The organism is Paenibacillus sp. FSL K6-1566, from assembly GCF_038050475.1.
GTDB lineage: Bacteria > Bacillota > Bacilli > Paenibacillales > Paenibacillaceae > Paenibacillus_AQ > Paenibacillus_AQ lactis.
Genome location: NZ_JBBOSR010000001.1, coordinates 5247998 through 5273194, shown reverse-complemented (window position 1 = coordinate 5273194; position 25197 = coordinate 5247998). Strand labels below are relative to the sequence as shown.

Genomic DNA, 25197 nt, shown 5'->3' with positions numbered 1-25197 from the left:
ACCCTCCCATTATTTTTACCTAAAAATAGGCAACTTTGTTATAATGATCGAATAAGACTAAAATGTATAACAAAGGGAGACTCGGATTGCCTATGTCCATGCCGAAACCGAAATTATTCATCGGCTCCTCCAGAGAGTCCATCAAGTATGCCCGAGCGATCCACGAACAGCTCAAACGGACGGCACAGGTGACACCCTGGTATGGCGGTACGTTCGGGGCGAACATGTATACGATGGAGGCTTTGGAGAAGCAGCTTGCGTCCAGTGACTTTGGTGTGTTCGTATTTGCTCCAGACGATGTGGCGTTGATTCGAGGCAAGCATGTCTTTGTAACCCGCGACAATACACTGTTTGAAATGGGCCTGTTCTGGGGAAGGCTCGGAAGGCGAAGGGTGTTCTGCATCATTCCCGATCACGTGGAGCCGGATGAGGAGTCCGTGCAGGACGTGACGGTTAAGGAATATCATCTGCTCTCCGATCTGCAGGGCATTACGCTGCTGGAATACGAGCTGCGAAGCGACAACGATTATAAATCGGCGGTGGATGTCGCATGCGGGCATATTATGCATGCAATCGAAGCGGAAGGAGCTTATATCAGCCCGAACGACGTGATTGAGCAGAAGGAATTGGAGCTTAGGCGCAAGCAGAGCGTGCTGCATTTTTTCTGGGAATATAACCGGAATGTGCATGTAACGGATGAAGCCGAGAAGTATCATGCGCTGAGTGAAGCCGTACGCAATTCCCTGCTGCCGCCCGGCAAAGGCGATTACCGGGTAACGGGGGCAGCCTTCTGGGCCCGAAAAGGAGATGAGGGAATCGGGCATATTGGGGGTAATGTAGGAAGAGGGAGATTTTTCCCGTTTGGCGAGAATCGTTCCCCGAGCAACCAGTCGATTTATGTGATGGATGTCTATAATAGTGGAAAATGGGCATTTTATCACGAAGAGGAAGTTGCGCAGGTGTATGTGTTCTGCTATCCTTTAGGGGAGAATCATGTGCTGTCGGTGCATTTTACAGGACATGACGTTCTTTCGGAGGACGAACTCGCGGAGATTGTGGAACAGAACCGTGAGCTGCTTCGTACCATCAGGCATTTAGTTGGAGGGGATTCGCCATGAGCAGGAATGAGAGGAAAAAAACAACTTCATCAAGTCAGCCGCAAGAGTCCGCCAATGGGAGCTGGGTGGTTCGGGGACCGGTGCCGATGCTGAGTACGCTGAAATCGCGTAATCGAAAGGTAAGGCGCCAGAGCAAGAATAGCGTGTATGTCGGCCCTTCGGTTGAAGGTGTAGATAAGAAATATGTCAAGGTTATCAGCGGAGCCGTTGATGATAATAAGCCCTCATTTGCTTAGATCATAAGGTTGCTAAATGGATTGCTAAGGCTTGATAAGAATAAAAGACAGGAGACCGCTTGGCATGGGCCGGGGCGGTTTTTTGTTCATTTGAAGGGCTGCTTTCGCTTGCTTTTGGGCAAGGGAGGTTTGGAGCGACGCGACCCGTACCCGGGAACGGGATCCGCGGGACAAGCGTTCACCAAGAAACCAGGAACTCCTAGTTAGATAGATGCGGTTAGAACGGAGGAGATGCAGATGGAGGATCGGCTTACTTTTTTAGGCACGGGGGATGCGATGGGAGTCCCTCGGGTGCATTGTGATTGCCAGGTCTGTAGGGAGGCACGAGAGACGGGGATGAATCGCCGGCTTCGTTCCTCGGTGCTGGTGGAGGGCGGCGGAGAGGAATTCATCATCGATTGCGGACCGGATTGGCGCTTCATGATGGAGCGCCTCGGCAAGCGAAAGGTGAGGGACATGCTGATTACCCATGCCCATTTCGACCATATCGGCGGACTTCCGGAATGGAGCGATGCGTGCCGGTGGCTTGGGGAGAAAGGGCGGCTATACGCGCCGGCCGAGGTGGTGGAGCAGATTGTCCGGCAATACCCGTGGCTGCCGCGGCAGATGGAGATGACCGCTGTGGATGATGGAGTGACGCTATGCGGCTGGGCCATAACCTGCTGGAAAGTAAACCATGGCAAGAACGGCTTCAGTTACGCGTACCGATTCCGCAAGGGCGATTATCATTGGGTATACAACTCCGATTCCATCAACCTGAGCGCCGGGGAAAAGGAACCCCTGCACGGCCTCGATCTGCTTGTGCTGGGGACCAGCTTCGTGCATGAAACGGCACCTTTTGAGACGCGCTCCGTCTATGACATGAGGGAAGCCGCGGAGCTGCTGTCCGAGGTAAAGCCGCGCCAGACGATCTATACCCATATGTCCCATGACGTGGACCTCCGGAAGGCCCTCCCGCTGCCCGAAGGGGTTCGCGTGGCGAAGGCGGGCATGACGGTGGGCTTGCACAAGTAAAGGGTAGGAGCGCAGCAAATCCGTTGGGCTTCACCCCTATACGGATCGAAACCAGATGGCCGTGCCCGGATGTTGTCCGTGCGCGGCTATTTCTTGTTTAGGTGATTCGAAGGGAGCGGGACAGGATCGGGCATCGAAGCAGCGGAGGGAACGAATCGATACACGGTATACCAACCACTATACAACATTGATGCAAGTGAGAAGATGGGTAGCTTGTGCCCCTTTCGATTCCGTGCTTTTATATTTTGGAACCTTATCAAGAAGCTTTAAGGTTGAATTTTAAGGTTTGCAAGAGCCTCGTGTTTCTGGTACAGTAGGTTCTCAATCGGAAGAGGGAGGGAAGCCGCATGCCTTTTTACAAGCCGAAGGAAATTGCCGATGAACTCGGGATCAGCACAAGCGCGTTAAGACATTATGAATCCTGGGGCGTCGTGCCTGCACCGGAACGGAGCGCGAACGGGTACCGTTTATATACGCAAGTGCATCTCGCTTATTTCCGCTGCCTTCGGGCCATGTTTCCCGGATTCGGATACGCAGTTACCTACGAGGTGCTTCGTCATGTACAAAATGGAGAGCTGGACGCAGCGTTATGGCTCGTGAATGCGGAGCAAGTCAAGCTTATGCAGGAGAAGAAAACCGCCGACGAAACGCTGGCCATGCTGGAAAATCCGGAGCTGCCCATTGAGAATCAGAAGAAGCTGAAGCCGGTCATGACCATCGGTGAGGTGGCCGAAGCAACGCATGTGGAACCCTCAGCCATCCGTCATTGGGAGAAGGAGGGGGTGCTGACACCCGATCGGAATCCCGAGAACGGATACCGGCTGTATACGCCGAAGCATGTTCGTCAAGTTCTGCTGATCCGATCGCTGCGAACGACCGTATTTTTTCTCGATAAAATCAAAGAGATTGTCCAGGTGGTGGAGAACCAGAGCATCGACCATGCCAGAAAGCTGCTGAAGCAAGCGCTGGCCGGCATTCATCAGCGGAATCGTCGGCAGTATATCGGGATTCAGAAATTGATGGAGCTGTGCATTGAGGTGGGGCTCATGGGGGCGGACGAGTCCGCGGAGCACAAGCCGATTCATACATTTGATCCGGAGCGGGACCGTTAGCTGAAGTCGGAGGGGTAGAGGAATTCGCTTGATACAGGTTCGTGAACATAGAACAAGCCCCCGTCAGAGACGGAGGCTTGTTGCAGCATTATATACATTAGCTCGGGTTGAGGATAAAGGTATCAATGACGTGCTTGACGCCGTCCTCGTTATTGCTCTTCGTCACAAAATCGGCGATTGCTTTCAGCGGCTCAATGGCATTGCCCATCGCAACGCCAAGTCCTGCCGCTTCGAGCATTTCATGGTCATTCCAGGAGTCCCCGATCGCGATGGTTTCTTTCAGATCGCAGCCGAAATGATTGGCCAGGAACGTAAGCGCATGGCCTTTCGTCCCCTCTTTATGCATGAACTCCAGAAAATGCGGCTTCGATTTCGTAATATGCACGTCTTCGCCCAGCAGCTCGCGGAAGATAGGAATGAGCTCGTCCAACACGTCCGGATCATCGATAATAAGCATTTTCGGGGTTGGCTGCTTCACCATCTTCATAAAGTCCGGCTCTATATAATAAGGGGTCCGGTTCAGTGCGCAGTAGTCGATCAGCTTTTGGTTTTCCTCACGGGCATAGAGCTTGTCGTCGATATAGGTCTGCAGATGAAGATTGTGCTCCACGCAGTATTCATAGAGCTTAACGGCGGCATCGATCGGGAAATAGCGCTCGTACAGCACCTTTTCGTCCAGCAGGTTTTTGATGAGGGCACCTTGATAGGTAATGATCGGAACGTTAAGTCCGGTTTGTCTGGCTATCGCTTGGGCTGATGCATAGGCACGCCCCGTAGCGAGCGTGACAACGACGCCCTTCGAAACGGCCTCTTCCAGTGCTTGCTGGACCCCGGGCGTAACCTCTTTGTCATCATTGATCAGCGTGTCGTCGATATCGATGGCCATCAGTTTGTAGGTTGTCATGGTCTTCTCTCCTTTGGTCGGTCTCTGGTCTCTATCTGTATCTGCCTTCTATTGTACCTCTAAACGGCCTCTGATTGTACCTTTGGCGGCACGGATTTCAATTCCGCAACCACCATCCCGGCCAAAATGCATACACAGCCGATACCGCCGATGAATGTAAGCCGCTCGCCCGCGAACAAAATTCCGGTCAGCGCGGCAAAAACAGGCTCTGTCGCGAAAATGATCGCGACCCTGGACGGCGTCGTATACTTCTGGCATACCGTCTGGATCCAGAAGGCAAAAGCGCTTGTGGGCCCGATCGATACGGCCAGTGCCCACAGCACATGGGGCCGGGTCAGCTGCTCAAAGAGGGCAGCGGGATCCGAAACAGGCTCCGTCAAGGCAGAAGCGGCGAGGCTAAGCAGTCCGACGACCGCCATTTGCAGCGCCGCGAGCGGCAGGGCAGGGTAGCGTCCGGCATAGATCCCCGTATAACCGATATGCAGCGCAAAACCGATTGCGCATACAAAGATGAGGAGGTCACCGCGGTTCAGGCTCATGCCCGATCCGGAGAAGGTCAACAAGTACAGCCCTGCCGCTGCAAGCAGCGCGCTGAACCAGGTATACTTGGAAATCGAATGCCGAAGCAGAGCAAAGGACAGGAAGGGCACCAGCACAACGGATAGTCCGGTGATGAACCCCGCGTTCGAGGTCGTTGTGTACAGCAATCCCGCGGTTTGAAAGGCATAGCCTATGAATAAAAAAAGGCCCAGCACGCACGAGTGCAGGAGCATTTTAAGGGTCATTTCCTTCCATTGGCTCCGATAGAAGACGGTAATGATGATGGCCAGCAGCAAGGCGGCGCCGAGAAAACGGACGCTGTTGAAAGCCATGGGCGGAAGCACGCGTACCGCATGCTGAACGATGAGAAACGTACATCCCCACATCATGGCGACCAGAAGGAGGCTGAGATCGGCAGCGCGAGATCGGTTCACGATGGTGTCATCCTTTCAAATTCGTATGTAAATGTTATCTAGCATAATGAAAAGCCCGGATGCGACCGGAGCGGGCTAGTCGTTAAAGCTGCTGCACCCCAAGTGCTCGGGATCAGACGTCATTTCTTGGCTGGGTCTGGCATCGCAGTGCAGGCAAGTGATCAAATTGTATCCCAAAATGAAGAATCGGACAACCGTTTCAAGGGGTCCTCAGATGGGAAGGTCTGGACAAAAAGAGGATGATTTTGCTATACTATTAAACCGAACGTATATTCGCTTTCGGGTGATTGTGAAGCGGGTATACAGCGCTATTATAGGACTCCAAGACGCATGGAAGAGCTGAGAAAGGAAGAATTGCATCATGATGGGAAGAGCACATTTAATTATCAGCACAGGGGTCACGTTATCGGTTATGGGCATGAGCGGGGTTCAGGTGACGCTGCCCGCCGCCGCGGTGGCCTTAGTCAGCTCGCTGCTTCCCGATATTGACGAGCCGAATTCCCTGCTGGTTCGCAAGGCCATTCCTGCCGAAATACTGCGCCTGCTGCAGCTGGCCATGATCGGGGCGGCTCTATTCGTATTGTTCTATGGCCGCGACTATGCGCCATGGAATTTCGCCTTGGCCGGATTAATCGGGGTTGTATCCTTTCTGCCAAGCAGGACGCTTCGGCATGTCGTCATGTTTCTGATCGGGCTTGGCCTTATCGCCTTCGGACAAGCCTTCAGTCCATGGAACCTGATTGCAGGCAGCGTACTGATCGTGGCCTCGCTTGTCACCCATCGCGGGTTCACGCACACGATTTACGCCGCTTGCGGCTGGTGCGCGCTCCTGTATTTTGCCTCACAGGGCAAGGAGGGAGCGGAAAGCCTGTGGTTTGCCGGGGGCTTATCGTATTCCATCCATTTACTTTCCGATGCCTTGACGAATCGAGGCATTCGGCCGCTGCCGCCGCTGAAGTGGCGAATCAAGCTGAAGATCATGAGCACGGGGAGCCGCTGGGGCCGCACGGTGGAGAATATTTGCATTCTGCTGACGCTGGTGCTGTTGTGGTACGTGTTCATGGCATCGGGCTAATCCCGTTCGGAGGAAGCCTTAAGGAACAACCTCGGTCCATTAGATGTATGCGGATAAAACAGACAAAGAGAAGACCCGCCCACAGCAGCGAGCGATTGCGCTTTCGCTGAAGGGCGGGTCTGTTTGTGCCGCTTGGGGAGGATGCTATTCCTCGAGGAAGATGAGTCCTACCAGATCGTCCATTTCGAGGTTGCCGAAATAGTGCTTGACGTCAACGCCGGACAAGGCGGCGCGAACGGTTTGCTCCTCGTATTTTTTGCCGCGGAGGAGGTTTTCGATATCGGCGACATCCCCTACACCGAAGAAATCCCCGTAAATTTTAATTTCTCCGATATGCCCCTCCCGGATATCCATCCGGATATCGATAATGCCGACCGGAAATTTCTTGGCATGCTTCACGTTGCTCTCCGGCGACAGGCCGTAGTTCCAATCCCAAGTCTGATAACGCTCTTTGGAGATTTGGTTGATGATCTCCCAATCCTTGTCCTGCAGCACATACTGCGGCACCTGATCCGGCTCCATGCCAAAAATGGAACGCAGCAGCTCTGCGCGGAACTCCTCGATCGTCATGTCGGTGCCGAGCAGCTCTTTGATGTTGGCTACGCGGCTGCGCACCGATTTCGTGCTCTTGGATTTGAATTTTTCCGGATTTGCGTTCAAGGAGGCCTGTACATCATCCAGGTTCAAATCGAACATGAGCGTTCCGTGGCTGAACATGCGTCCGCGGGTGGAGAATTGGGCATTGCCCGATATTTTCTTCTCGCCGACCTGAAGGTCATTGCGGCCGCTTAATTCTGCAGGCACGCCCATTTTTCGCAAAAAGTCGATAACAGGCTGCGTGAACTTCAGGAAATTGTGGAAGGATTGGCCGTCATCCTTCGTAATAAAGCTGAAATTGAGGTTGCCGAGGTCATGATACACCGCGCCTCCGCCGGACAGCCGGCGAACGACCTGGATGTTGTTGTTGCGGACGTACTCCTGATTGATTTCCTCAATCGTATTCTGATGCTTCCCGATAATGATGGAAGGCTTATTAATGTAAAAGAGAAGGTAGCTCTCGTCCATGGACAAGTGCTTCAAGGCGTATTCTTCAATCGCCAGATTGATGGCGGGATCGTGGATTCCCTGATTATCGATAAACAGCATAACATCCTCCGTCGTTACATGTATTTAGATTGGAATTGCTTCTTATTCACTTATTGTAAACCAATTGCAGTGCGAAAGACAAAGCATTCCGTATTGACGTTTGGGTGAAGGTACCCACATAATGATGGCATTGCGAGCAGCAAGTACAGGAGGCGTGAGAAATGACGGAAACCAAGCAGTCTTGGATCGAAGTATACGGTCACGGAGGCGATATCGAGACGGCCGCGGCGAGGTTTGGACAAAGGGCGGAGGCTATTCTCGACTACAGTGCCAACATTAATCCATTAGGCCCTCCGGTGGAAGTTATCGCAGCATTGCGGGATGGTCTGGGAGCGGTCATTCGTTACCCCGACCCGGGGCATCGCCGGTTCAAGGCGATGCTTGCCGAGCATGTGGGAGCCGGGACCGAAAATATTCTGGTCGGAAACGGTGCCGCGGAATGCATGGCTCTGCTCTTGCTGGCACTAAGGCCTGAGATTGTCGGCGTTGTCGATCCCTGTTTCTCGGAATACCGCGAATTGGCTCTTAAGTTCGGAGCGGGCATACGCTCCGTAAGCGGCGAGAAGGAAGGGGCATGGCGCGCGTCCAGCCGGCGGATCATGGAGCTGTTGTCCGGCTGTGACCTGGTGTTCCTGGGTCAGCCGAACAACCCGAACGGCGTACAGTACAGCTTGGAAGACATCCGGGCAATCGCAGGGGAGGCGCAGCGGCTGGGTACGTGGCTCGTGCTGGATGAAGCGTTCATGGATTTCATTCCGCATGGAGAGAGGCAGACGCTGCTGCCGGAGCTGTCCTCTTATTCAAGGACCGTCATTATAAGATCGATGACCAAGTTCTATGCGATACCGGGACTGCGCCTCGGTTATGCGGTCGGCCATCCGGACGTCATCCAGTCCATGTCAGCCATGCAAGTGACATGGAGCGTCAACGGACTGGCCCTGTTGGCAGGGGAAGCCTGTCTAAGAAGCGGCAGCGAGTATGAGCGGCGAACCCTGGAGCTGATTCATGGCGAGCGTTTGAGGCTGACCGACGGGCTGCAGGCGCTCGGTGTGGACGTGACGCCAGGGGAAGTCAACTATTTGCTGGGAGAGCTGCCGACCGGTTGGACGGCAGCGGCATTTCAAACGGCAATGGGCAGGCGCGGTGTCCTGATTCGCAGCTGCGCCATGTATCCCGGACTGGGAGAACGCCATTTCCGCCTGGCTGTAAAGGATGGGGAATCCAACAGCAGGCTGCTGCAAACCGCTGCGGAAGTGCTCCAGGGCTCGTCTCGGCCGGAGGCGTAAATGGCGGCGCCCTACGTTCCACAGTGTCGAGGCAGCAAGCCTAAGCTTGCGTTACCTGAGGGACAATCGGGTTCGAAGAACAGATTTGTATCTCGAATTCACCAGTCTCCTTCGAATACTGCAGTGATGGCGAGGAACGAGCCAAGCGGGTGGGGAATATGGACAACCAGCCCTCCAAGCATGCCCTACCATGCATCGTGCACACAGGGAGAAGTATGAACGATCTTTAAACTCCCCGTCACTTCGCAGTGACTTTAACCGGGGAGCCATTTCAAATGTTTAGAGCAGGGAGAGAGAGACGTGGCAGTACCTTTTTTGCACATTACGGAGCCGTGCAGTTATTCGTCCGCCGTATGGCCCGGCCTGATCGTTTCATCCGAGGGCTACCCGGAGCACCCGCATATCCGCATATCGCTCCCGCAGCCGGCGGATGCCTTGGGCAGTGCGGTGTATGGCGGAGGCTATGCAAGACTGAATCATATCGTTAACCGGTATGTGGACCGGCGCTACGATTGCAGTGATCCCGTGAAGGACATGCACAGCTTCATTCGCGGCTGCGGATACCCGGAGGATGCGACGGCCGGGTTATTAACCGCCGTCCGGCTGAAATATGCGTCAATCTGGGAGGAGGGCGGCTCCCAGGCTTCCATTCTGTGCTGCTCGACGGCCGGAACAGGCAATGCCGCGCGGGCAGGCATCAGCCGGACCACCTTCGCCGCCTATCAGCCTGGCACGATCAATATCATGCTGATGATCGACGGGCGGATGACGCCTGCCTGCATGGTGAACGCGATCCTGACCGCTACGGAAGCGAAAGCGGCAGCGCTCGGTGATTTGGGGATTGCGGATCACGAAACCGGGGCTGCTGCTACCGGGACGACGACCGATGCGATCGTGCTCGCCGTCAGCGGGAATGAAGCCTACGGGGTGGAACACCGCTATGCCGGCACCGCAACCGACCTCGGCGGCATGATTGGACGCCTTGTGTATAACAGCGTTACGGAAAGCGTTCGAACAGAAAGAGAAGAGCGGTTATGACAGCGGTCTGGATCCTATGGGCGGCCGTTGTGATCGATCTGCTGATCGGTGATCCCAGATGGCTTCCGCACCCCGTCATTGGCATAGGTAAAGCGATCCGTGCAGTGGAGAAGCGGATTCGCACCCGTACCCAATCGCCGGCAGGATTGAAGCGGGCCGGCATTCTGCTCCCGCTCATTGTTGCAGGCGGGGCGTATGCGATTACGCTGCTGCTCCTGCTGCTGTGTGCCTCTATTCATCCTTGGCTGGCCGCAGGCGCAGAGGCGGTGCTCATTGCGACAACCATTGCCGTAAAAGGACTGCGCGATGCCGGCCTTGAGGTGTACGGCCATCTTCGTGCCGGCGACCTTCCGGCTGCCCGCCGTTCGCTCAGTATGATCGTAGGAAGGGACACGGCCCATTTGGATGAGCCGGAAATCGTGCGGGGAACGGTGGAGACGGTGGCGGAAAATATCGTCGATGCGGTCATCTCCCCGCTGCTGTATGCCCTCATCGGCGGGGCGCCCTTGGCGATGGCTTACCGGGCGGTGAACACGCTTGATTCGATGGTCGGGTATAAGAATGAGAAATACGAGCATCTTGGCTGGGCATCGGCCCGGCTGGATGATGTCGCCAACTGGATTCCCGCCCGGCTGACGGCGGGGCTGGTGGCGATCTCGGCCGCGATGTTCTCCTTGCCTTGGCAGAAGTCCATCGCTACCGTCCGAAGAGATGCAAGGAAACACCCGAGCCCAAACAGCGGATTTCCGGAATCGGCGGTGGCCGGTGCGCTCGGCATTCGCCTTGGCGGGGAAAATTCTTATCAAGGGATCGTCTCGTTCCGGGCGTATATGGGAGATCCGGAGCGGGCGCTGAATGCGGAGGACATCCGCATCACGACCCGGCTGCTCCTCGCGGCTTCGGTGATTTTTACCGTGATCGGCACCGCCGTATTGGCGATCGTTATCGCCGCAGGCGGGGGAGCATGGGTATGAGGGAGCCGAAGGAAATCGTAAATGCAAACGATGAGGACGTAGGACTGGATGCGATACAAAGCAATAAGGCAATTGACGCAAACGCCGCATTGGAAGCGATCGATGCGGATCAGGCTAAAGCCTTGAACAAAGCGAACGACGTGAATGAGGCGATAGACGCGATTGATGCAAAGGACGCAAAGGACGCAAAGGACGCAAAGGACGCAAAGGACGTGAAGAATGCACATCCTGCACACTTTGCATACCATGCGGAGGATAAGGGGGATATTCAGCTGCTTGAAAAAGATACGAGTCCGCTGCAGGTTGTCCTGCACCTGGTCCGCCACGGCGTTACGCGGTGGAATCAGGAGCGGCGGTACCTCGGCCATGAGGATCAGGGCGTGATATCCGCGGAGCTGGAACGGCTGGCCCCGCTGGCGCGGCGGCTCCAAGGCCTGCAATGGGCACGCATATACTGCAGCGACCTGCTCAGATGCAGGCAGACCCTTCGCTATTTGCTGACCGGTAACGGGGTTCAAAGTGCCGGTTTAAATGGTAATACGGAAGTTTTGCCAATTCCGGGAGCGGTGTATGACAGCAGGCTGCGCGAGCTTCATTTCGGCGAATGGGAGGGGAAAACCTACGAGGATTTGAAAGGAAATCCTTTATATCGCCGCTGGATTGAGGACCCGGCAGCTGTTACTCCGCCGGGCGGAGAGAGCTGGGAAGCCTTCGCGTCCAGGATTCAGCATTTTTTGGCGGGATTGCATCAAGATATGTGCCGCAGCTTTGAGAGGGACGAGGACGGTGAAGCCAGAGGACGGGATTCCCAAAGAATTCCCGACCTGCTGGTCGTCACGCATGGCGGCGTGATTCGCCAGATTGCGGCGGCTACGGTTCCGGATACCCCTTTTTGGAGCTTGCGCATCCTGCCGGGTGAGGAGCTTAGACTGAAGCTGGCTTGGAACGGACTGGGCTGGCAAGGCGAGATCATGAGCTGACAGCCCTGCCATACCCGTTGGCAAGGACCTTGGGCAATCCACAAGAAAGCATCAACGGATCTCCAGATCAAGATGCAAAATATGCTGGATGCCCTGCACGCCCATGACCCGGTATCCCCTGTCACGAAAGCCGGCTTGAAGATAGACGTGACGGGCATGCTCATTGCGGTCGTTTACCGCCAGGGCAATCTCGTTCACTCCCGGCAGTCGCGAGCGAATAAATTCGGGCAGCAGGCGCATGGCAGCCTGGCCGTAGCCCCGCCCCTGCTCCTTGTGATCAACGGATAGGGCGCGAAGGAGCACCGCGCTTTGGTTCGGCGTATAACGGGCGATACGTTCCCCGCGATCCAGGACGAAGAAGGCGACGGGCTTATCCGCCGCGAGCAGAACGACCGGCAGCTTGTCCTCCGTGGGCGGATAACCGTGCTTCTTCATCGCATCGTCCGGAAGCAAAGTGAATCTTCGCTGGTGCTCCGGGAGGGAGAATTGACTCAGCACGGGAAGATGCTCGGGTTCCAGAACGGTCAGACGAAGTCTCTCTGGCTTTTGGTTTGAAGGAATTTTCATCATGGATTCACTCCCCGTTTTCAAAAAGATGTGATTTCAGGCGAATAATGAACGATAACGAGAACTATCAGTACCATTATACTCGAAGAATGGGATAATCCTTTAGTTGTAAGGGCGGGGGTTATCCCCTATAATCGTGTTCAGAGAAATCCAGCTTGGCTATATAAGCATGATTCATATGATTTGCGAGGGTCCTGGACAGGCAGCCGGGTATTGACGGCCTGCCATTCGGGTTAATAGGGAAGCCGGTGCAAATCCGGCACGGTCCCGCCACTGTGAAGCAGGAGACTCCTCCTTAATGCCACTGGGCGCTGATGCGCTTGGGAAGGCGGAGAAGTCGTTAGGCCTGTAAGTCAGGAGACCTGCCCTCGGCAATGAATGACGGTCCTTCGAGGAGAGGATTACGTTCACTTGGACCCGTTTTGATCGCGGGAGCGGCAGGAGCTGTGGAGGTACAGCTTTCCGGCAATAAGCCGCTTTGTTGATGATCAATCTATATTCGCAGGTGTCCTGAAGCTGAAACGTAATCCCCGATTCCTTATTCGTCAAGGAGTCGGGGATTTTTGCTGGAGAACGAGAAGGCAATGCCGGCCTCCTGATTCCCGCTCCGGGGAAACACCGGTATTCCTCTTCCTAACGGATAGCAGGGGTACCCGGAGGTTTAGGTCCCGGCGGAACCAGCCGGCTCTCCTTATACATGCGAGGACAGTCGTTTTCATACCCGGTAAGGATCGGAATTGAAGTTGTGAAATATGCAGGCTAGGGTTCTCAATGATGACGTAGGGGGAAACAAGAAAATGAAAGCAATGTTGAAATCATGGTCCGTCTTGATCGTGGCGATGCTGATGGCGCTGTCGCTGATCGCCTGCGGAAACGCCGAGGATGCCGCGCCGAATAGTGCGCCTTCGGAAACGCCTGCCCAGCAGGAGAAGCCGGCTGAACAGCCTGCGGAGGAGCAGGGTGCGCTGAAGACGCAGTATCCACTCACCGTTAAGGATGCGACCGGAACGGAGGTCACCTTCGAGAAGGCGCCGACCCGTATCGTATCCCTGGCTCCGTCCGAGACGGAAAAGCTGTTTGCCCTCGGGCTGGACGAGGAAATCGTAGGTGTGTCCGATCTGGATGATTATCCGGAAGCCGCGAAATCCAAGCCGAAAATGGGAGGCTTCCAGGTGAATGAAGAGGCTGTAATCGCAGCCGAGGCCGATGTCGTGTTCAGCGCGTCGATGAATGCGGAAAACGCGGAGAAGCTCCGCGGGATGGGCGTGAAATTGTTCGTTAACGATCCGTCCACGATTGAAGAAGTCATGTCTTCCATTACGCTGGTCGGACAAATTACCGACCGTCAGGAGGAAGCGCAGACTGTGGTCGAGCAGATGCAGCAGGAGCTGGCAAGCGTTACGGAAGCGGTGAAATCCGTGAAGGAAGAGGACAAGAAGAAAGTGTACGTCGAGTTCTCGCCGGGCTGGACCGTCGGCAAAGGCGAGTTCATGGATGAGATGATCACGCTGGCCGGCGGCGTCAACGCAGCCGGGGATACAGAGGGCTGGTTCGAAATTAGCGAGGAGAACATTATTGCGGCGAATCCGGATGTCATTCTGTATTCGAGCAATGTTGTCGACGAAGCCACCAAGAAAACGCTGGACCAGATGATTAAAGAGCGCGACGGTTGGGATCAGATCGAAGCGATCAAGAACGACCGGGTCATTGCGATGGACGATAATCTGCTGAGCCGTCCGGGGCCGCGCGTCACGCAAGGTTTGATTGAAGTGGCCAAAGCCGTTTATCCGGAACTGATGACACCATGAGACAAAAACTGGCGGGTTACGGAACGGCCGGCATTGTCCTGCTGCTGTTGACTTTGATCGTCAGCCTCGGAATCGGCTCGGTCCACCTGCCTGTTAGCGAGATTGGAGCGATGCTGCTGCATCGGCTGCCTTGGCTCGGCGATGCGATCGTCCCGGGCTGGGAGGTATCCTCCGAGCAGATTTTAATGAAGGTGAGGCTCCCGCGCATTCTGCTGGGAATGCTGGTCGGCGCCTCGCTTGCGGTGGCAGGAGCGGCGTTTCAAGGCGTGCTGCGCAATCCGCTGGCTGATCCTTTTACGCTGGGCGTGTCTTCCGGAGCAGCGCTTGGAGCGGCGTCCCTCATTTTTTTCGGATTGGAGTATTCCTTTGCCGGAGGCTACACGCTGCCGCTGGTTGCCTTTCTGACCGGAGCGGGTACGCTGTGGGTCGTTCTGCTGCTGGCACGGGATCAGGGGAAGCTGCCGGTGCACGGACTCATTTTATCCGGGGTCGTAATGCAATCCTTTCTCGGCGCCGTCGTTTCCTTCTTAACGGTGATGTCCAAAGACACGGTGAACCAGATTCTGTTCTGGACGATGGGAAGCTTGAGCATGCGCGGATGGTCCTACGTGGCCATCCTTTTCCCGTATTTTGGGGTAGGGCTTATTTATTTGTGGAGCCGCTCGCGGGCTTTGAATCTGCTGTCGCTCGGCGAAAGGCAGGCTGCCCATATGGGACTGAACGTGGATCGGCTGAAGACCAGCGTTCTGGTCGTAGCTACGCTTCTTGCAGCCGCGGCCGTATCGGTCTCGGGCGTGATCGGATTTGTGGGACTGGTGGTGCCGCATATGATCCGACTCATGACGGGCTCGGATTATCGTGTCATTATTCCGATATCCGCGCTGGGAGGCGCTATATTCATGGTGTGGTGCGATACGGCGGCACGATCCGTGCTCGCTCCGACTGAAATTCCGCTCGGGGTGGTCACTGCGTTTATCGGCGCTCCATTCTTTGCGTACTTGCTCTACCGGAACAAGAAGCGGCGCAGGGAGGGATTCTCATGATGATCGTTGCCCAAGGGCTGTCGAAGGTCTATGGCCGCACGCAGGTATTGTCGGAGGTCGAGCTTCGGGTCCGAAAAGGCGAATGGTGGGGCATCATCGGGCCGAACGGCAGCGGTAAGTCTACGCTAATGCAGCTGCTGTCCGGTGTGGAGCGGCCTTCCAAGGGAAGTGTTCGGCTTTTGGACCGCGATATCGGAAGCTATAGCCGCAAGGCGCTCGCCCGAATTATTGCCGTGCTCCAGCAGGAGGGACTGGACCCGACTGATTTTACAGTACGGGAAGTGCTCGAGATGGGGCGTTATCCATTCCTGAACTGGCTTGGTCGGGAGGAGCAGGATGCGGCACCCCTGATTGACAGCATCATGGAGAAGCTGGAGCTTCGCGATATTCAGGAGCGGCGTCTTACGGAGCTGAGCGGCGGCCAGCGGCAGCGGGTTGCGCTCGGCAAGGTGATGGTGCAGGAGCCGTCGCTCTTGATGCTGGATGAACCGACGACCTACCTCGATATTCATTACCAGCTTCAATTCATGGAGATGGTGGATGCTTGGAGACAGACGTCGGAAATTACCGTAATCAGCGTCCTGCACGATTTGAATCTGGCCGCGCAGTTTTGCGATAAGCTGCTCGTGCTTCATGAGGGGCGCGTTGCAGGAATGGGGTCACCGGAGGAAGTGCTGACCGAGGCGTATATCAGCCGGATATTCCGGGTCATGCCTTCCGTCGTCAAGCACCCCGAGAACGGCGCGCCGCAGGTGCTGCTCACCGCGAACCGGTCGAGAAAATAAGGACCGGCAAGCCTTGTCCTTGCCCGCAGCGCACGGATTCGGATAAAGTAAAAGCAAGCGAGATAAGTAAAAAGGAGGCTTCGTGCATGAAGGAGCTCATGGACCGATTGACGCGATCGGTTGGAACAATCACCGCGCCCGATGCTAGGGCGCAGGCGGAAGCCGCCGCCTATTTGGACAAGCTGACGAAACCTCCCGGGAGCCTTGGCAAGCTGGAATCGCTGGCGATTCAGCTCGCGGGAATTACCGGGACGATCAAGCCCTCATTCGAGAAAAAGGCCGTCGTGGTCATGGCTGGTGACCATGGAGTGTGCGAGGAGGGCGTCAGCGCCTTCCCGTCGGAAGTAACGCCCCAGATGGTCATGAATTTCCTGAACGGCGGCGCTGCCGTCAACGTATTGGCCCGTCAAGCGGGCGCGGACGTGCTGTGCGTGGATATCGGCGTTGCGGCGGATCTGTCCCATGAACGTCTCCTTTCCCGTAAAATTAATAAAGGAACGAAAAATATTGCAAAAGGGCCTGCGATGACGAGGGCGGAGGCGGAGCAGGCGATCCTGACCGGCGCCGAGGTAGCCGCCGAGCTCTACTCCCATGGAACCCGGGTGTTCGTGACCGGGGAAATGGGGATCGGCAATACGACGCCGAGCGCCGCCGTCTTCGCGGTTCTGTCCGGCAAGCCTCCGGCTGAGGTCGTGGGGCGGGGAACCGGCGTTAGCGACGAGCGGCTGATGCATAAGATCCGCGTTGTCGAGCAGGCCATTACGGTCAATCGCCCCCTGGCGGAAGATCCGGTGGATGTGCTGGCCAAGGTCGGCGGGTATGAGATCGGCGGTCTGGCCGGACTCATTCTCGGCGCGGCGGCCAAGGGTTGCCCTGTCGTTATCGACGGCTTCATATCCAGTGCAGCCGCTCTGATCGCTGCGGCGATTTGCCCCGAATCGCGTTCCTATATGATCGCTTCCCATAATTCGAAGGAGCGTGGACATGCCCTGCTGCTGCAAGCGCTGGAACTGTCTCCGATGCTGCATATGGACATGCGTCTTGGCGAAGGAACCGGGGGCGTGTTATGTCTTCATATGATAGAAGCCGCCTGCCGGATTATGAGCGAGATGGCAACCTTCGAAAGCGCGGGAATAAGCGGAGGCGAATTATGAACCCATTAAGCTCGCTCGTAACGGGAGGTGCCCGGAGCGGCAAGAGCTCGTTCGCCGAGAAGCTCTGCATGAAACGGTCGTCCTCGGGCCTTTATATTGCGACGGCTCAGGCGTATGACGATGAAATGAAGGAACGGATTCGGATTCATCAGGATAGGCGCAGCGATGCGGATTATCGCTGGGAGACGGTCGAAGAGCCCGTCGCCTTGCCGGAGCTGCTCGAAACGCTCGGCCAATCGGCATCGGATGCGCCAGCGGTCGTCGTGGATTGCCTGACGCTGTGGCTCACGAACGTGCTGCTCCAGGTCGAGCCGGAAGGAGCTGCGGCTATGGAGGAACGGCTGCAGTTGGATATCGGCAGGCTGGCCCGAGCCGTTCAGACGTATCCCGGAACGGTGATTCTGGTAACGAACGAAGTGGGATCGGGGATCGTCCCCGAGTACCCGCTCGGCCGAATATTCCGCGATTGGGCTGGGATGATGAACCAGCGGCTGGCACGGATCTGCCATGAAGTATTTCTCGTAACCGCGGGGATTCCGATGGAAATCAAGAGCAGGGAGTATCGAATATGAACAGGATGATGGAAGCGGCTGCGGCCGCTTTTCAATTTTTATCAAGGTTTCCGATCCGGCGGGAGATCCCCTTTACCCCGGAGGTTCAGCAGCGAAGCGTTGTCTTTTATCCGCTGGTAGGGGGCGTGATCGGCCTGACAGTGGCGCTGCTGGGGTGGGGATTAAGCTTAGCTCTCCCGGTCTTTCCGGCATCGGTTATCACATTGACCGTCTGGGTGGGGCTGACGGGCGGTCTTCATCTGGACGGATGGATGGACAGCGCGGATGCCCTCCTCAGCCATCGGTCGCGGGAGCGGATGCTCGAGATTATGAAAGACAGCCGGGTTGGCGCAATGGGGGTTATCGCCTGCACGCTGCTTCTGCTGCTGAAGGCTTCGCTGATTCAATCGATTTTTGAGCTGTCGGGCGGGGACTTGAAGCAGGAAGCTCTTCTGCTTGTGCTCGCACCCGTCTGGAGCCGTTGGTTTATGGTGCACGCAATGTACCGCTGGCCTGTAGCAAGAGGCAGCGAAGGGCTGGCTGCATTGTTCAGCGGATTATCCAGCCTGCGGAGGCTGCAGGCCGGCTTGATGGCGGTTCTGGTCACGCTCGGGGTCATCGTCACGCTGGGGCTGGTCACGGATTCAACACATCTTTGGATCACCGGATTAGCGGTACTCGTTCTTGCGCCGTTCCTTACCTGGTTGATTGGAGCGGCCGTAGCAGGACGTATGAGCCGGCGCCTCGGCGGCCTCACGGGAGACACCTACGGCGCATTGAATGAACTGCTTGAAGCAGCCGTTCTGTTATTTGTGGTTCTGCTCCTCCAGCATTGGGGATAGGATAGAAGTAAATGAATTTATCTTGGTAATCCGATCTGTATAATCGAATTGATCGGATGCCGGGAGTACCAATTTCCGATAAGAATCGGGAAGAACGGGTAATGTAATGTTTAGAGTGGGCGGTGAGTTGGAAATGAATACATACTAGCGCACTTATCCCCACAAGGATGGTACAACTTAATCCGAAATGAGAATGGAGGAAGCAAAGGATGGAAACGCTTTGGGTCGTTATCAATGTCCTTGTTTTGATTCTGCTGGTCGGTATTTTGTACTGGATGCAGAAAAAGCATTACTCGTTTACCAAGCGTGTCTTCGCGGGCTTGGGTCTGGGCGTTCTGTTCGGCGTCGTTCTGCAGCTCGTTTACACTTCTGACTCCGATATCGTGGCCGATTCAGCGGATTGGTTCAATTTGGTCGGCTACGGCTACGTCCGGCTGCTGCAGATGATGGTCATTCCACTGATCATGGTATCGATCATCTCGGCTATCACCAAGCTGAAGGGCGGGCGCAATCTCGGCAAAATGAGCGGGCTCATCATCGCCGTGCTAATGCTGACGACCGCGGTGGCCGCGACCGTCGGGATCACGACCGCGCTGTCCTTTGATCTGTCTGCGGTCAACATTCAGGGCGGAGCGGCAGAGGAGGAGCAGGGCGCACTGCTGCAGGAGCGGCTTGGAGACATCGAGGATCGTACGCTGCCGCAGCAGATCCTTGATTTCATACCGAGCAATCCGTTTGAGGATATGACGGGCGCGAGAAGAACGTCCACGATCGCGGTCGTTATTTTCTCGGCCTTCATCGGGATTGCCGTGCTTGGCCTGGACCGGAAAAATAAAGAGCAGGCCGATACGTTCCGCGGCATCATCTCCTCGGTCTATGGGGTTGTCATGCGCATCGTGACGCTTGTGCTTCGCCTGACGCCTTACGGCATTCTCGCGTTGATGGCCAAGACCATCGCGACGACGAATCTGCAGGTTATTTTGAACCTGATTGATTTTGTCTTGGCTTCCTACGTGGCGTTGATTGTCATGTTTATTGTCCATCTTGTGCTGCTCGCCTTGTTCGGCTTCAATCCGTTTACGTATGTGAAAAAGGTCTTCCCGACGCTGACGTTTGCGTTCACCTCGCGCTCCAGCGCGGCGACCATCCCGCTTAACGTCCAGACGCAGAGCAAGAAGCTCGGCGTATCGGAGGGGATCGCGAATCTGTCCGCATCGCTTGGCGCCACGATCGGGCAGAACGGCTGCGCCGGCATTTATCCTGCCATGTTGGCCGTTATGATCGCACCGACCGCCGGCGTTGATCCGACCTCATGGTCCTTCATCCTGACCTTGATCGTTGTCGTCATGATCAGCTCATTCGGTGTCGCCGGCGTCGGGGGCGGGGCTACGTTCGCATCGCTTATCGTTCTCTCCACGATGAACCTGCCGGTAGCGCTGGCGGGACTGCTGATTTCTGTCGAGCCGTTGATCGATATGGGCCGGACGGCGCTGAACGTCAATGATTCCATGACGGCAGGCGTCATTACGGGGAAAGTGATGAATGAAGTGGATAAGGATGTATATAACGATAAAAACATTCAACTTGATATGGTCCAGTAGTAAACGCTCAGGGATTCAACAGCCATCCTGGGATGTCTCGGACCGTGCATCGTGCATAGCGGGAAAAGCAGAGCAGTATCCAAAGTAAAAAAAGGCCATCCGGCAAGGCGAAGATAACGCCTTGCGGATGGCCTTTTTGTCGTATGAAGGGCTATTCGTACAATAGCTTAGCTAAGGAGCGGACCTGGATTACCCGATGACGGTCAGCTCCTTCGGAAATGTGGTTAGCACCAGGGCGCCGGTCTCGGTAACGAGGACATCGTCCTCGATGCGTACGCCGCCGACATGCTGTACATATACGCCGGGCTCGATGGTAAACACAGCGCCGGCCTGCAGCACATCCTCGTTCAGCCCATGCACGGACGGGTATTCATGGACATCCATCCCGAGGCCGTGACCAAGGCGATGAACGAAGGCGGGGCCGTAACCCGCATGCTCAATGACGGTTCTTGCCGCCCGGTCGATCGATCCGTATGTAACACCGGGTTTCACCGCCTGAATCGCGGCTTGATTCGCGGCCAGAACGGTATCGTAGATGCGAACGGCATCCGGCTTCAAGTCGCCGACAGCAAAGGTACGGGTAATATCCGAGGCATAGCCGCCCGCATATACGCCCAGGTCGAACATAAGCAGATCTCCCGCTTCGATCCGTCTGCCCCCCGGCACGCCGTGAGGAAGCGCCGTGTTTGGCCCGGACAGCACCATCGTCGCGAACGAAGGGGCATCCGCTCCGAGCTTCTTCATCAAATATTCCAGCTCGGCCACAAGCTCCAGCTCGCTAACGCCGATGCTTGCCTTTTTCAAGCCTTGCCGCAGCACCTCTTCCACTAGCTTGACGGCATGCTTGATCAGCGATACCTCCTCCGGCGATTTCCGCACCCGCAGCTCGCGAAGAACGGGACCGGCATCCTTGAAGGCAGAGGCGTCCACATGCTGCTGCAGCTGCTCGAAGCGGGAGACGGTCAATTGCTCCTTCTCCACAGCCACCGTGCCGGCAGAGCCGCGAAGGGAGCGCTGAAGCACAGCATACGGATTATCGGTATCCTGATGCGTCACGATGTTCTTGACGGACGATGCCGCCTCGGCAGCGGCGGCATCCAGGGCGGGTACGATCAGGACCGGCTCGCTCCCTGAGGAGAGGAGCAGGCCGAGAAAACGCTCATGGGGATCGCTGGCAAATCCGGTCAAGTAATAGACATGCTTGGGATCCGTGATCAGCGCATGATCCCAGCCGTGCGAATTCATGGATTGGAGCAGCGTGTTTAAACGTTCATTCATCAGGGTTCATTCCTTTCATGGTAACAACGGTCGTATAGCTACTAATGTAAGGGTATATCGTTCGGCTGCCGAAGTAAAGTTTCCCTTTATGAGAGCTAGTCCTTTCTATATAATGATCCATAGTTAGAAATTACATAATGCTGGAAGGAGTACTTATTCATGGATCCGAATCCGTTTCAAGAGAACGGGCAGATGCCGCCGCATGAGCCGGGGAAGCAGAAGAGCTATTCGCTGAAACCACCGGTTGAAGGGCTTGGGGGCTGGCTGGTCCTCGTTCAGATCTCCATTTATTTTTCATTGATTACGATTACCGCCCTGCTCATTACGAATGTGCTGCCGCTTTATGAGTCCGAAGTATGGGATGTGCTCACAGATCCGTCATCTCCTTATTATGACGCCATGCTGGCCCCGCTAATTCTGTTCGAGACGGTAATGAATGTTTTATTTGTGATTGGCCTCATTATTGCATTGTTCCTGATGTACGGCAAGAAAAGGGCATTCCCGAAATTGATGATCGGCTATATTATCGCCAGCCTTTTGTTCGGCATTGCAGACTTCGCCGTTGCCAGTCAAATCGAACTGCTGGCCGAGACCGACGACGGGCAATCTGCAACCCAAATTGTCCGCTCCATGATTTATGCCTGCATCTGGATTCCGTATTTCATCCGGTCCGAGCGGGTGCGCAACACATTTGTAAATTAATCCCTGATCAGAAAAATAAGGCGTAATCCCGCTTCCTCCTGTACAATAGACCTCATAGCAGTCATCGTCATCACAATCTGACATTCAACATTCATCGACTCGGAGGTAGCACATGACAGCGCATCAATATCAGATCGATTATGCCGTAATGGAGGATTTGCCGGCTATTGTCGACATCTACAATTCTACGATCGAAAGCCGAAAGGTTACCGCCGATCTGGAGCCGGTGACGGTGGAGAGCCGCATTCGCTGGTTCGAAGAGCACAGCGAGGACCACCGTCCGCTGTGGGTTATGCGTTTTGGAAGCGAAATCGTCGCCTGGATGAGCTTTCAATCCTTTTACGGGCGTCCTGCTTATAACGGAACAGCCGAAATCAGCATCTACGTGAATGAGAAGTTTCGGGGGATCGGCGCGGGCAGCATCCTGATCGCCAAGGCGCTGGAGGAATGTCCGCGGCTTCGCGTCAGCAATCTGGTCGGATTCGTATTTGGCCACAATGAGCCCTCCCTTAAGCTGCTCCGGAAATTCGGCTTCGAACAGTGGGGGCTTCTCCCGGGCGTTGCCGAGCTGGACGGGGTTAAGCGGGATCTTGTCATCGTGGGCCGTTCGGTTTAAGCCGGCATCCGGAGGATTGGCGTATTGAAAGCCTTCTTGCATGCAGTGAGGCTCCTGCCTGGCAGGCGATCCTGGCTGCATCATCGATCCAACCCTTTATCCGGCAGGACTGTTCCATGCGAGTCATGGGCAGTCCTTTTTGTTGTTTTTTTATGTAGATGAAATTCGTCACGTTGACAGCCAGCAGGATGCAAGCCGCTTCATTCCTTCGTCGATCTCTTCCTCCAGAAGACCGCCGAACCCGACGATGAATGATCTGCGATCCGTTGCCGTGCAGCTACGGGTGTCAGGGAGCCACGTATAATCCGCAGCGCTTACGCGGATTCCCGCGTGTTCGGCCAGGGTCTCGAGCTCATGGGCGGACAGCGGATGCGTGATGGACAGCATGAGATGAAATCCCGCTCCATTCCCGCTAATGACGGCCCGTTCTCCGAAGTATCGCTGGATCGAAGCAATCAGGCGATCATGCTTCTTTCTGAGCAGCATCCTCATTTTGCGGAGATGCCGGTCTACATAGCCTTCTTTCATAAAGCGTTCGAGGGCCAGCTGCTGCAGTCTGGAGGCGGTGCATTCCAGGAACAAGTGGAATTTCAAATGATGGTATGCCGGCAGCAGGACTGCGGGCAGTATCATATAATGGACCCCGATCGCGGGGGACAGAACCTGTGAGAACCCGCTCATATAGATGACCCGGCCGTCGGACCGGAGGCCCTGCAGGCAAGGAATGGGCCTGCCGTAATACCGGAATTCTCCGTCGTAGTCATCCTCGATAATAAACCCTTCGGTCTCGTGAGCCCATTGAAGCAGAGCCAGCCGCCGCGAGATCGGCATGGTGACGCCGGTCGGGAACTGATGCGATGGCGACACCGTTACTAGCTTGACCCCGCTCCCTTGAAGGTCTTCATGGCGGATGCCGTCCTCGTGCACGGCCAGCGGCATGACCTGAAGGCCGTTTTGCCTGAACGCTTCGGGATACTGGGGATAGCCCGGATTTTCAACGCCGACCCGGTCCCCGTATGGGCGTAGCAGGCGGCAGATGATATCCAGCAGAGGATAGGGATCCGAACCGATAATGACCTGCTCGGGCGTGCATTGAACCCCGCGCACGCTTTTTGCGTAGGCTGCAATTTCACGGCGAAGGCCCTCTTCTCCCTGTGGATCGCCGTAAAACAGCATCTCCGCTGCGCACTCCTCCTGCAGGCATCGGCTGTATGCTTTCCTCCAGGCTGCGACGGGAAAATGACGATACTCATTTTTGGACATATGAAAATCAAACGGAAAATGATGATGTCGCTTGAGCTTCGGGCCGTTCGTCGGGGGCGGTGCTGCCGGGAGCGGAAAGATATCGTCCGGCGTCTGCACAAAATACCCGCTTCGCGGTCTGCTGACGATAAACCCTTCGGCGAGCAGCTGCTGGTAAGCCATTTCGACGGGCGTCGTGCTGATTCCAAGAAGCTCAGCCAGCTTGCGAACGGAGGGCAGACGGGCTTGATTGAGCCATCGGCTGGCGATAATCTCCCGCTTCATGTACTGATACGCCTGGACGTACAGTGGCGCGGAGGAGCCCGCGAGAGCGGACATCATCTCTGTTTGGTGGATCGGAACCTGAATCTGTTTCATGCAAAATCTGTCCCTTTTATAGATTCAAAACTGTATATTCAGCTATGGTCAATTCATTGATATAGTATAAGGGATTTAAGCTGGAAACAAAACAGGAGGGCACATTTAATATGAGCATACCATCCACGTTATGGAACCCTCGGCCGGTACGTTTGCTGGAGGGAGAACGGGTGTATCTAAGACCCGTATCGGCTGAGGATGCCGAAGGATATTTTCAAATGCTGTTCAACCCGGAGATCAGGCGGCTGACAGGGACCCGGCGGGCATTCACGCTTGAGGAGGTCCGCCGGTATATCGAGGCCAAATCAGGGGACAATGCAGCCGTGCTGCTTCTGATTGCGCTTCGGGATGACGATGCGGTAATCGGCGATATTGCGCTGCAGGACATCGATCAAGTTAACCGGAATGCCAACTTGCGGATTGCGATTGATTCGGAGCAGCATCTCGGTAAGGGATACGGACCGGAATCGATCAAGCTGCTGCTGGAATATGGCTTCGGCATTCTGAATCTTCACCGGATTGAGCTCCAGGTGTTCTACAACGGGCGGGCGATCAAAGCCTATGAGAAGGTGGGCTTTAAGAGAGAAGGCGTGCAGCGGGATGCGCTGTATTTCAATCACCGCTACCATGATTCAATCTGGATGAGCATGCTGGAGGATGAATATCGAGAGCGTTACTGCTCGCAATGACCAGCGTGGGAGAGAACGTTAGGGAACAGCAAAAGGAGGCAGGAGATGCGCAGAGGGCAAGGATTGTTCCGAAATGCAAATCTT

General features: G+C 55.6%; 25 protein-coding genes and 1 riboswitch. Of the genes, 19 read left to right on the top strand and 6 right to left on the bottom strand.

Annotated elements, in window-relative coordinates:
* Nucleotides 1-92: 92 nt before the first annotated feature.
* From NST08_RS23405 to NST08_RS23390, 4 genes are all read left to right on the top strand, one after another.
* Nucleotides 93-1118 (top strand): TIR domain-containing protein, encoded by a 1026-nt coding sequence (locus NST08_RS23405; protein WP_028403723.1) that lies wholly within the window; start codon nt 93-95, stop codon nt 1116-1118.
* Entirely contained in the window at nt 1115-1354 is a 240-nt protein-coding gene (locus NST08_RS23400) for a hypothetical protein (RefSeq protein ID WP_007127192.1), read from the top strand. Before NST08_RS23405 ends, NST08_RS23400 begins: the two co-directional genes overlap by 4 nt.
* 237 nt (nt 1355-1591) lie before the next feature.
* Nucleotides 1592-2368 (top strand): MBL fold metallo-hydrolase, encoded by a 777-nt coding sequence (locus NST08_RS23395; protein WP_341342335.1) that lies wholly within the window; start codon nt 1592-1594, stop codon nt 2366-2368.
* Between the two features lie 347 nt (nt 2369-2715).
* Nucleotides 2716-3480 carry a MerR family transcriptional regulator gene (locus NST08_RS23390; protein ID WP_007127194.1) on the top strand — a complete coding sequence of 255 codons (765 nt, stop codon included), beginning with the start codon at nt 2716-2718 and terminating at the stop codon, nt 3478-3480.
* 97 nt (nt 3481-3577) lie between these two features.
* On the opposite strand, the gene NST08_RS23385 is transcribed toward NST08_RS23390, so the two are convergent.
* Together NST08_RS23385 and NST08_RS23380 are read right to left on the bottom strand one after the other, a co-directional pair.
* Nucleotides 3578-4384 (bottom strand): Cof-type HAD-IIB family hydrolase, encoded by an 807-nt coding sequence (locus NST08_RS23385; protein ID WP_007127195.1) that lies wholly within the window; start codon nt 4382-4384, stop codon nt 3578-3580.
* A gap of 59 nt (nt 4385-4443) precedes the next feature.
* On the bottom strand, nt 4444-5358 hold the full coding sequence (locus tag NST08_RS23380) for a DMT family transporter (RefSeq protein ID WP_028403724.1): 915 nt from the start codon (nt 5356-5358) through the stop codon (nt 4444-4446).
* A 361-nt stretch (nt 5359-5719) separates the two neighbouring features.
* Between NST08_RS23380 and NST08_RS23375 the strand changes: the two genes are divergently transcribed.
* Nucleotides 5720-6433, top strand: a complete 714-nt coding sequence (locus NST08_RS23375; protein WP_028403725.1) for a metal-dependent hydrolase — start codon at nt 5720-5722, stop codon at nt 6431-6433.
* Nucleotides 6434-6577: 144 nt separating this feature from the next.
* On the opposite strand, the gene NST08_RS23370 is transcribed toward NST08_RS23375, so the two are convergent.
* The gene (locus tag NST08_RS23370) at nt 6578-7579 is read right to left on the bottom strand and encodes a lipoate--protein ligase (protein WP_028403726.1); all 1002 of its coding nucleotides are present in this window, start codon (nt 7577-7579) and stop codon (nt 6578-6580) included.
* A gap of 161 nt (nt 7580-7740) precedes the next feature.
* On the opposite strand from NST08_RS23370, the gene cobD reads away from it, so the two are divergent.
* The 4 genes from cobD (at nt 7741) to NST08_RS23350 (ending at nt 11857) form a co-directional block, all read left to right on the top strand.
* Nucleotides 7741-8865, top strand: coding sequence for a threonine-phosphate decarboxylase CobD (gene cobD, locus NST08_RS23365; protein ID WP_028403727.1), 1125 nt, complete (start codon nt 7741-7743; stop codon nt 8863-8865).
* Between the two features lie 300 nt (nt 8866-9165).
* The gene (locus tag NST08_RS23360) at nt 9166-9903 is read left to right on the top strand and encodes an adenosylcobinamide amidohydrolase (RefSeq protein WP_028403728.1); all 738 of its coding nucleotides are present in this window, start codon (nt 9166-9168) and stop codon (nt 9901-9903) included.
* Nucleotides 9900-10877 (top strand): adenosylcobinamide-phosphate synthase CbiB, encoded by a 978-nt coding sequence (cbiB, locus tag NST08_RS23355; protein WP_028403729.1) that lies wholly within the window; start codon nt 9900-9902, stop codon nt 10875-10877. The genes NST08_RS23360 and cbiB overlap by 4 nt, the downstream gene beginning before the upstream one ends.
* Nucleotides 10874-11857 carry a histidine phosphatase family protein gene (locus tag NST08_RS23350; RefSeq protein WP_341342334.1) on the top strand — a complete coding sequence of 328 codons (984 nt, stop codon included), beginning with the start codon at nt 10874-10876 and terminating at the stop codon, nt 11855-11857. Before cbiB ends, NST08_RS23350 begins: the two co-directional genes overlap by 4 nt.
* A 51-nt stretch (nt 11858-11908) precedes the next feature.
* Here the strand turns inward: NST08_RS23350 and NST08_RS23345 are convergent, their stop codons facing one another.
* Nucleotides 11909-12427 carry a GNAT family N-acetyltransferase gene (locus NST08_RS23345; protein WP_007127203.1) on the bottom strand — a complete coding sequence of 173 codons (519 nt, stop codon included), beginning with the start codon at nt 12425-12427 and terminating at the stop codon, nt 11909-11911.
* 169 nt (nt 12428-12596) lie between these two features.
* Nucleotides 12597-12808: riboswitch (cobalamin riboswitch) on the top strand.
* Between the two features lie 413 nt (nt 12809-13221).
* Between NST08_RS23345 and NST08_RS23340 the strand changes: the two genes are divergently transcribed.
* From NST08_RS23340 to NST08_RS23310, 7 genes are all read left to right on the top strand, one after another.
* Nucleotides 13222-14232, top strand: a complete 1011-nt coding sequence (locus NST08_RS23340) for an ABC transporter substrate-binding protein (RefSeq protein WP_251535525.1) — start codon at nt 13222-13224, stop codon at nt 14230-14232.
* Nucleotides 14229-15275 carry a FecCD family ABC transporter permease gene (locus tag NST08_RS23335; RefSeq protein WP_251535523.1) on the top strand — a complete coding sequence of 349 codons (1047 nt, stop codon included), beginning with the start codon at nt 14229-14231 and terminating at the stop codon, nt 15273-15275. Before NST08_RS23340 ends, NST08_RS23335 begins: the two co-directional genes overlap by 4 nt.
* Complete coding sequence (locus NST08_RS23330; protein WP_251535683.1) at nt 15275-16060, top strand: ABC transporter ATP-binding protein; 786 nt, start codon at nt 15275-15277, stop codon at nt 16058-16060. The genes NST08_RS23335 and NST08_RS23330 overlap by 1 nt, the downstream gene beginning before the upstream one ends.
* Nucleotides 16061-16146: 86 nt before the next feature.
* Nucleotides 16147-17214, top strand: a complete 1068-nt coding sequence (gene cobT / locus NST08_RS23325; RefSeq protein WP_213613755.1) for a nicotinate-nucleotide--dimethylbenzimidazole phosphoribosyltransferase — start codon at nt 16147-16149, stop codon at nt 17212-17214.
* Nucleotides 17211-17786, top strand: coding sequence for a bifunctional adenosylcobinamide kinase/adenosylcobinamide-phosphate guanylyltransferase (gene cobU, locus NST08_RS23320; protein ID WP_007127208.1), 576 nt, complete (start codon nt 17211-17213; stop codon nt 17784-17786). Before cobT ends, cobU begins: the two co-directional genes overlap by 4 nt.
* Nucleotides 17783-18607 carry an adenosylcobinamide-GDP ribazoletransferase gene (gene cobS, locus NST08_RS23315; RefSeq protein ID WP_213613753.1) on the top strand — a complete coding sequence of 275 codons (825 nt, stop codon included), beginning with the start codon at nt 17783-17785 and terminating at the stop codon, nt 18605-18607. Before cobU ends, cobS begins: the two co-directional genes overlap by 4 nt.
* 209 nt (nt 18608-18816) lie before the next feature.
* Nucleotides 18817-20208 (top strand): L-cystine transporter, encoded by a 1392-nt coding sequence (locus tag NST08_RS23310; protein WP_007127210.1) that lies wholly within the window; start codon nt 18817-18819, stop codon nt 20206-20208.
* 189 nt (nt 20209-20397) lie between these two features.
* On the opposite strand, the gene NST08_RS23305 is transcribed toward NST08_RS23310, so the two are convergent.
* On the bottom strand, nt 20398-21486 hold the full coding sequence (locus NST08_RS23305) for a M24 family metallopeptidase (protein WP_007127211.1): 1089 nt from the start codon (nt 21484-21486) through the stop codon (nt 20398-20400).
* A gap of 159 nt (nt 21487-21645) precedes the next feature.
* Here NST08_RS23305 and NST08_RS23300 point away from each other — a divergent pair, with 159 nt between their 5' ends.
* Together NST08_RS23300 and NST08_RS23295 are read left to right on the top strand one after the other, a co-directional pair.
* Nucleotides 21646-22188 carry a DUF2569 domain-containing protein gene (locus NST08_RS23300; RefSeq protein ID WP_007127212.1) on the top strand — a complete coding sequence of 181 codons (543 nt, stop codon included), beginning with the start codon at nt 21646-21648 and terminating at the stop codon, nt 22186-22188.
* A gap of 112 nt (nt 22189-22300) precedes the next feature.
* The gene (locus tag NST08_RS23295; RefSeq protein WP_007127213.1) at nt 22301-22804 is read left to right on the top strand and encodes a GNAT family N-acetyltransferase; all 504 of its coding nucleotides are present in this window, start codon (nt 22301-22303) and stop codon (nt 22802-22804) included.
* Between the two features lie 168 nt (nt 22805-22972).
* Here NST08_RS23295 and pdxR read toward each other — a convergent pair whose 3' ends face one another.
* The gene (pdxR, locus tag NST08_RS23290) at nt 22973-24424 is read right to left on the bottom strand and encodes a MocR-like pyridoxine biosynthesis transcription factor PdxR (RefSeq protein WP_341342333.1); all 1452 of its coding nucleotides are present in this window, start codon (nt 24422-24424) and stop codon (nt 22973-22975) included.
* 110 nt (nt 24425-24534) lie between these two features.
* On the opposite strand from pdxR, the gene NST08_RS23285 reads away from it, so the two are divergent.
* Complete coding sequence (locus NST08_RS23285) at nt 24535-25113, top strand: GNAT family N-acetyltransferase (RefSeq protein WP_341342332.1); 579 nt, start codon at nt 24535-24537, stop codon at nt 25111-25113.
* Nucleotides 25114-25197: the final 84 nt, after the last annotated feature.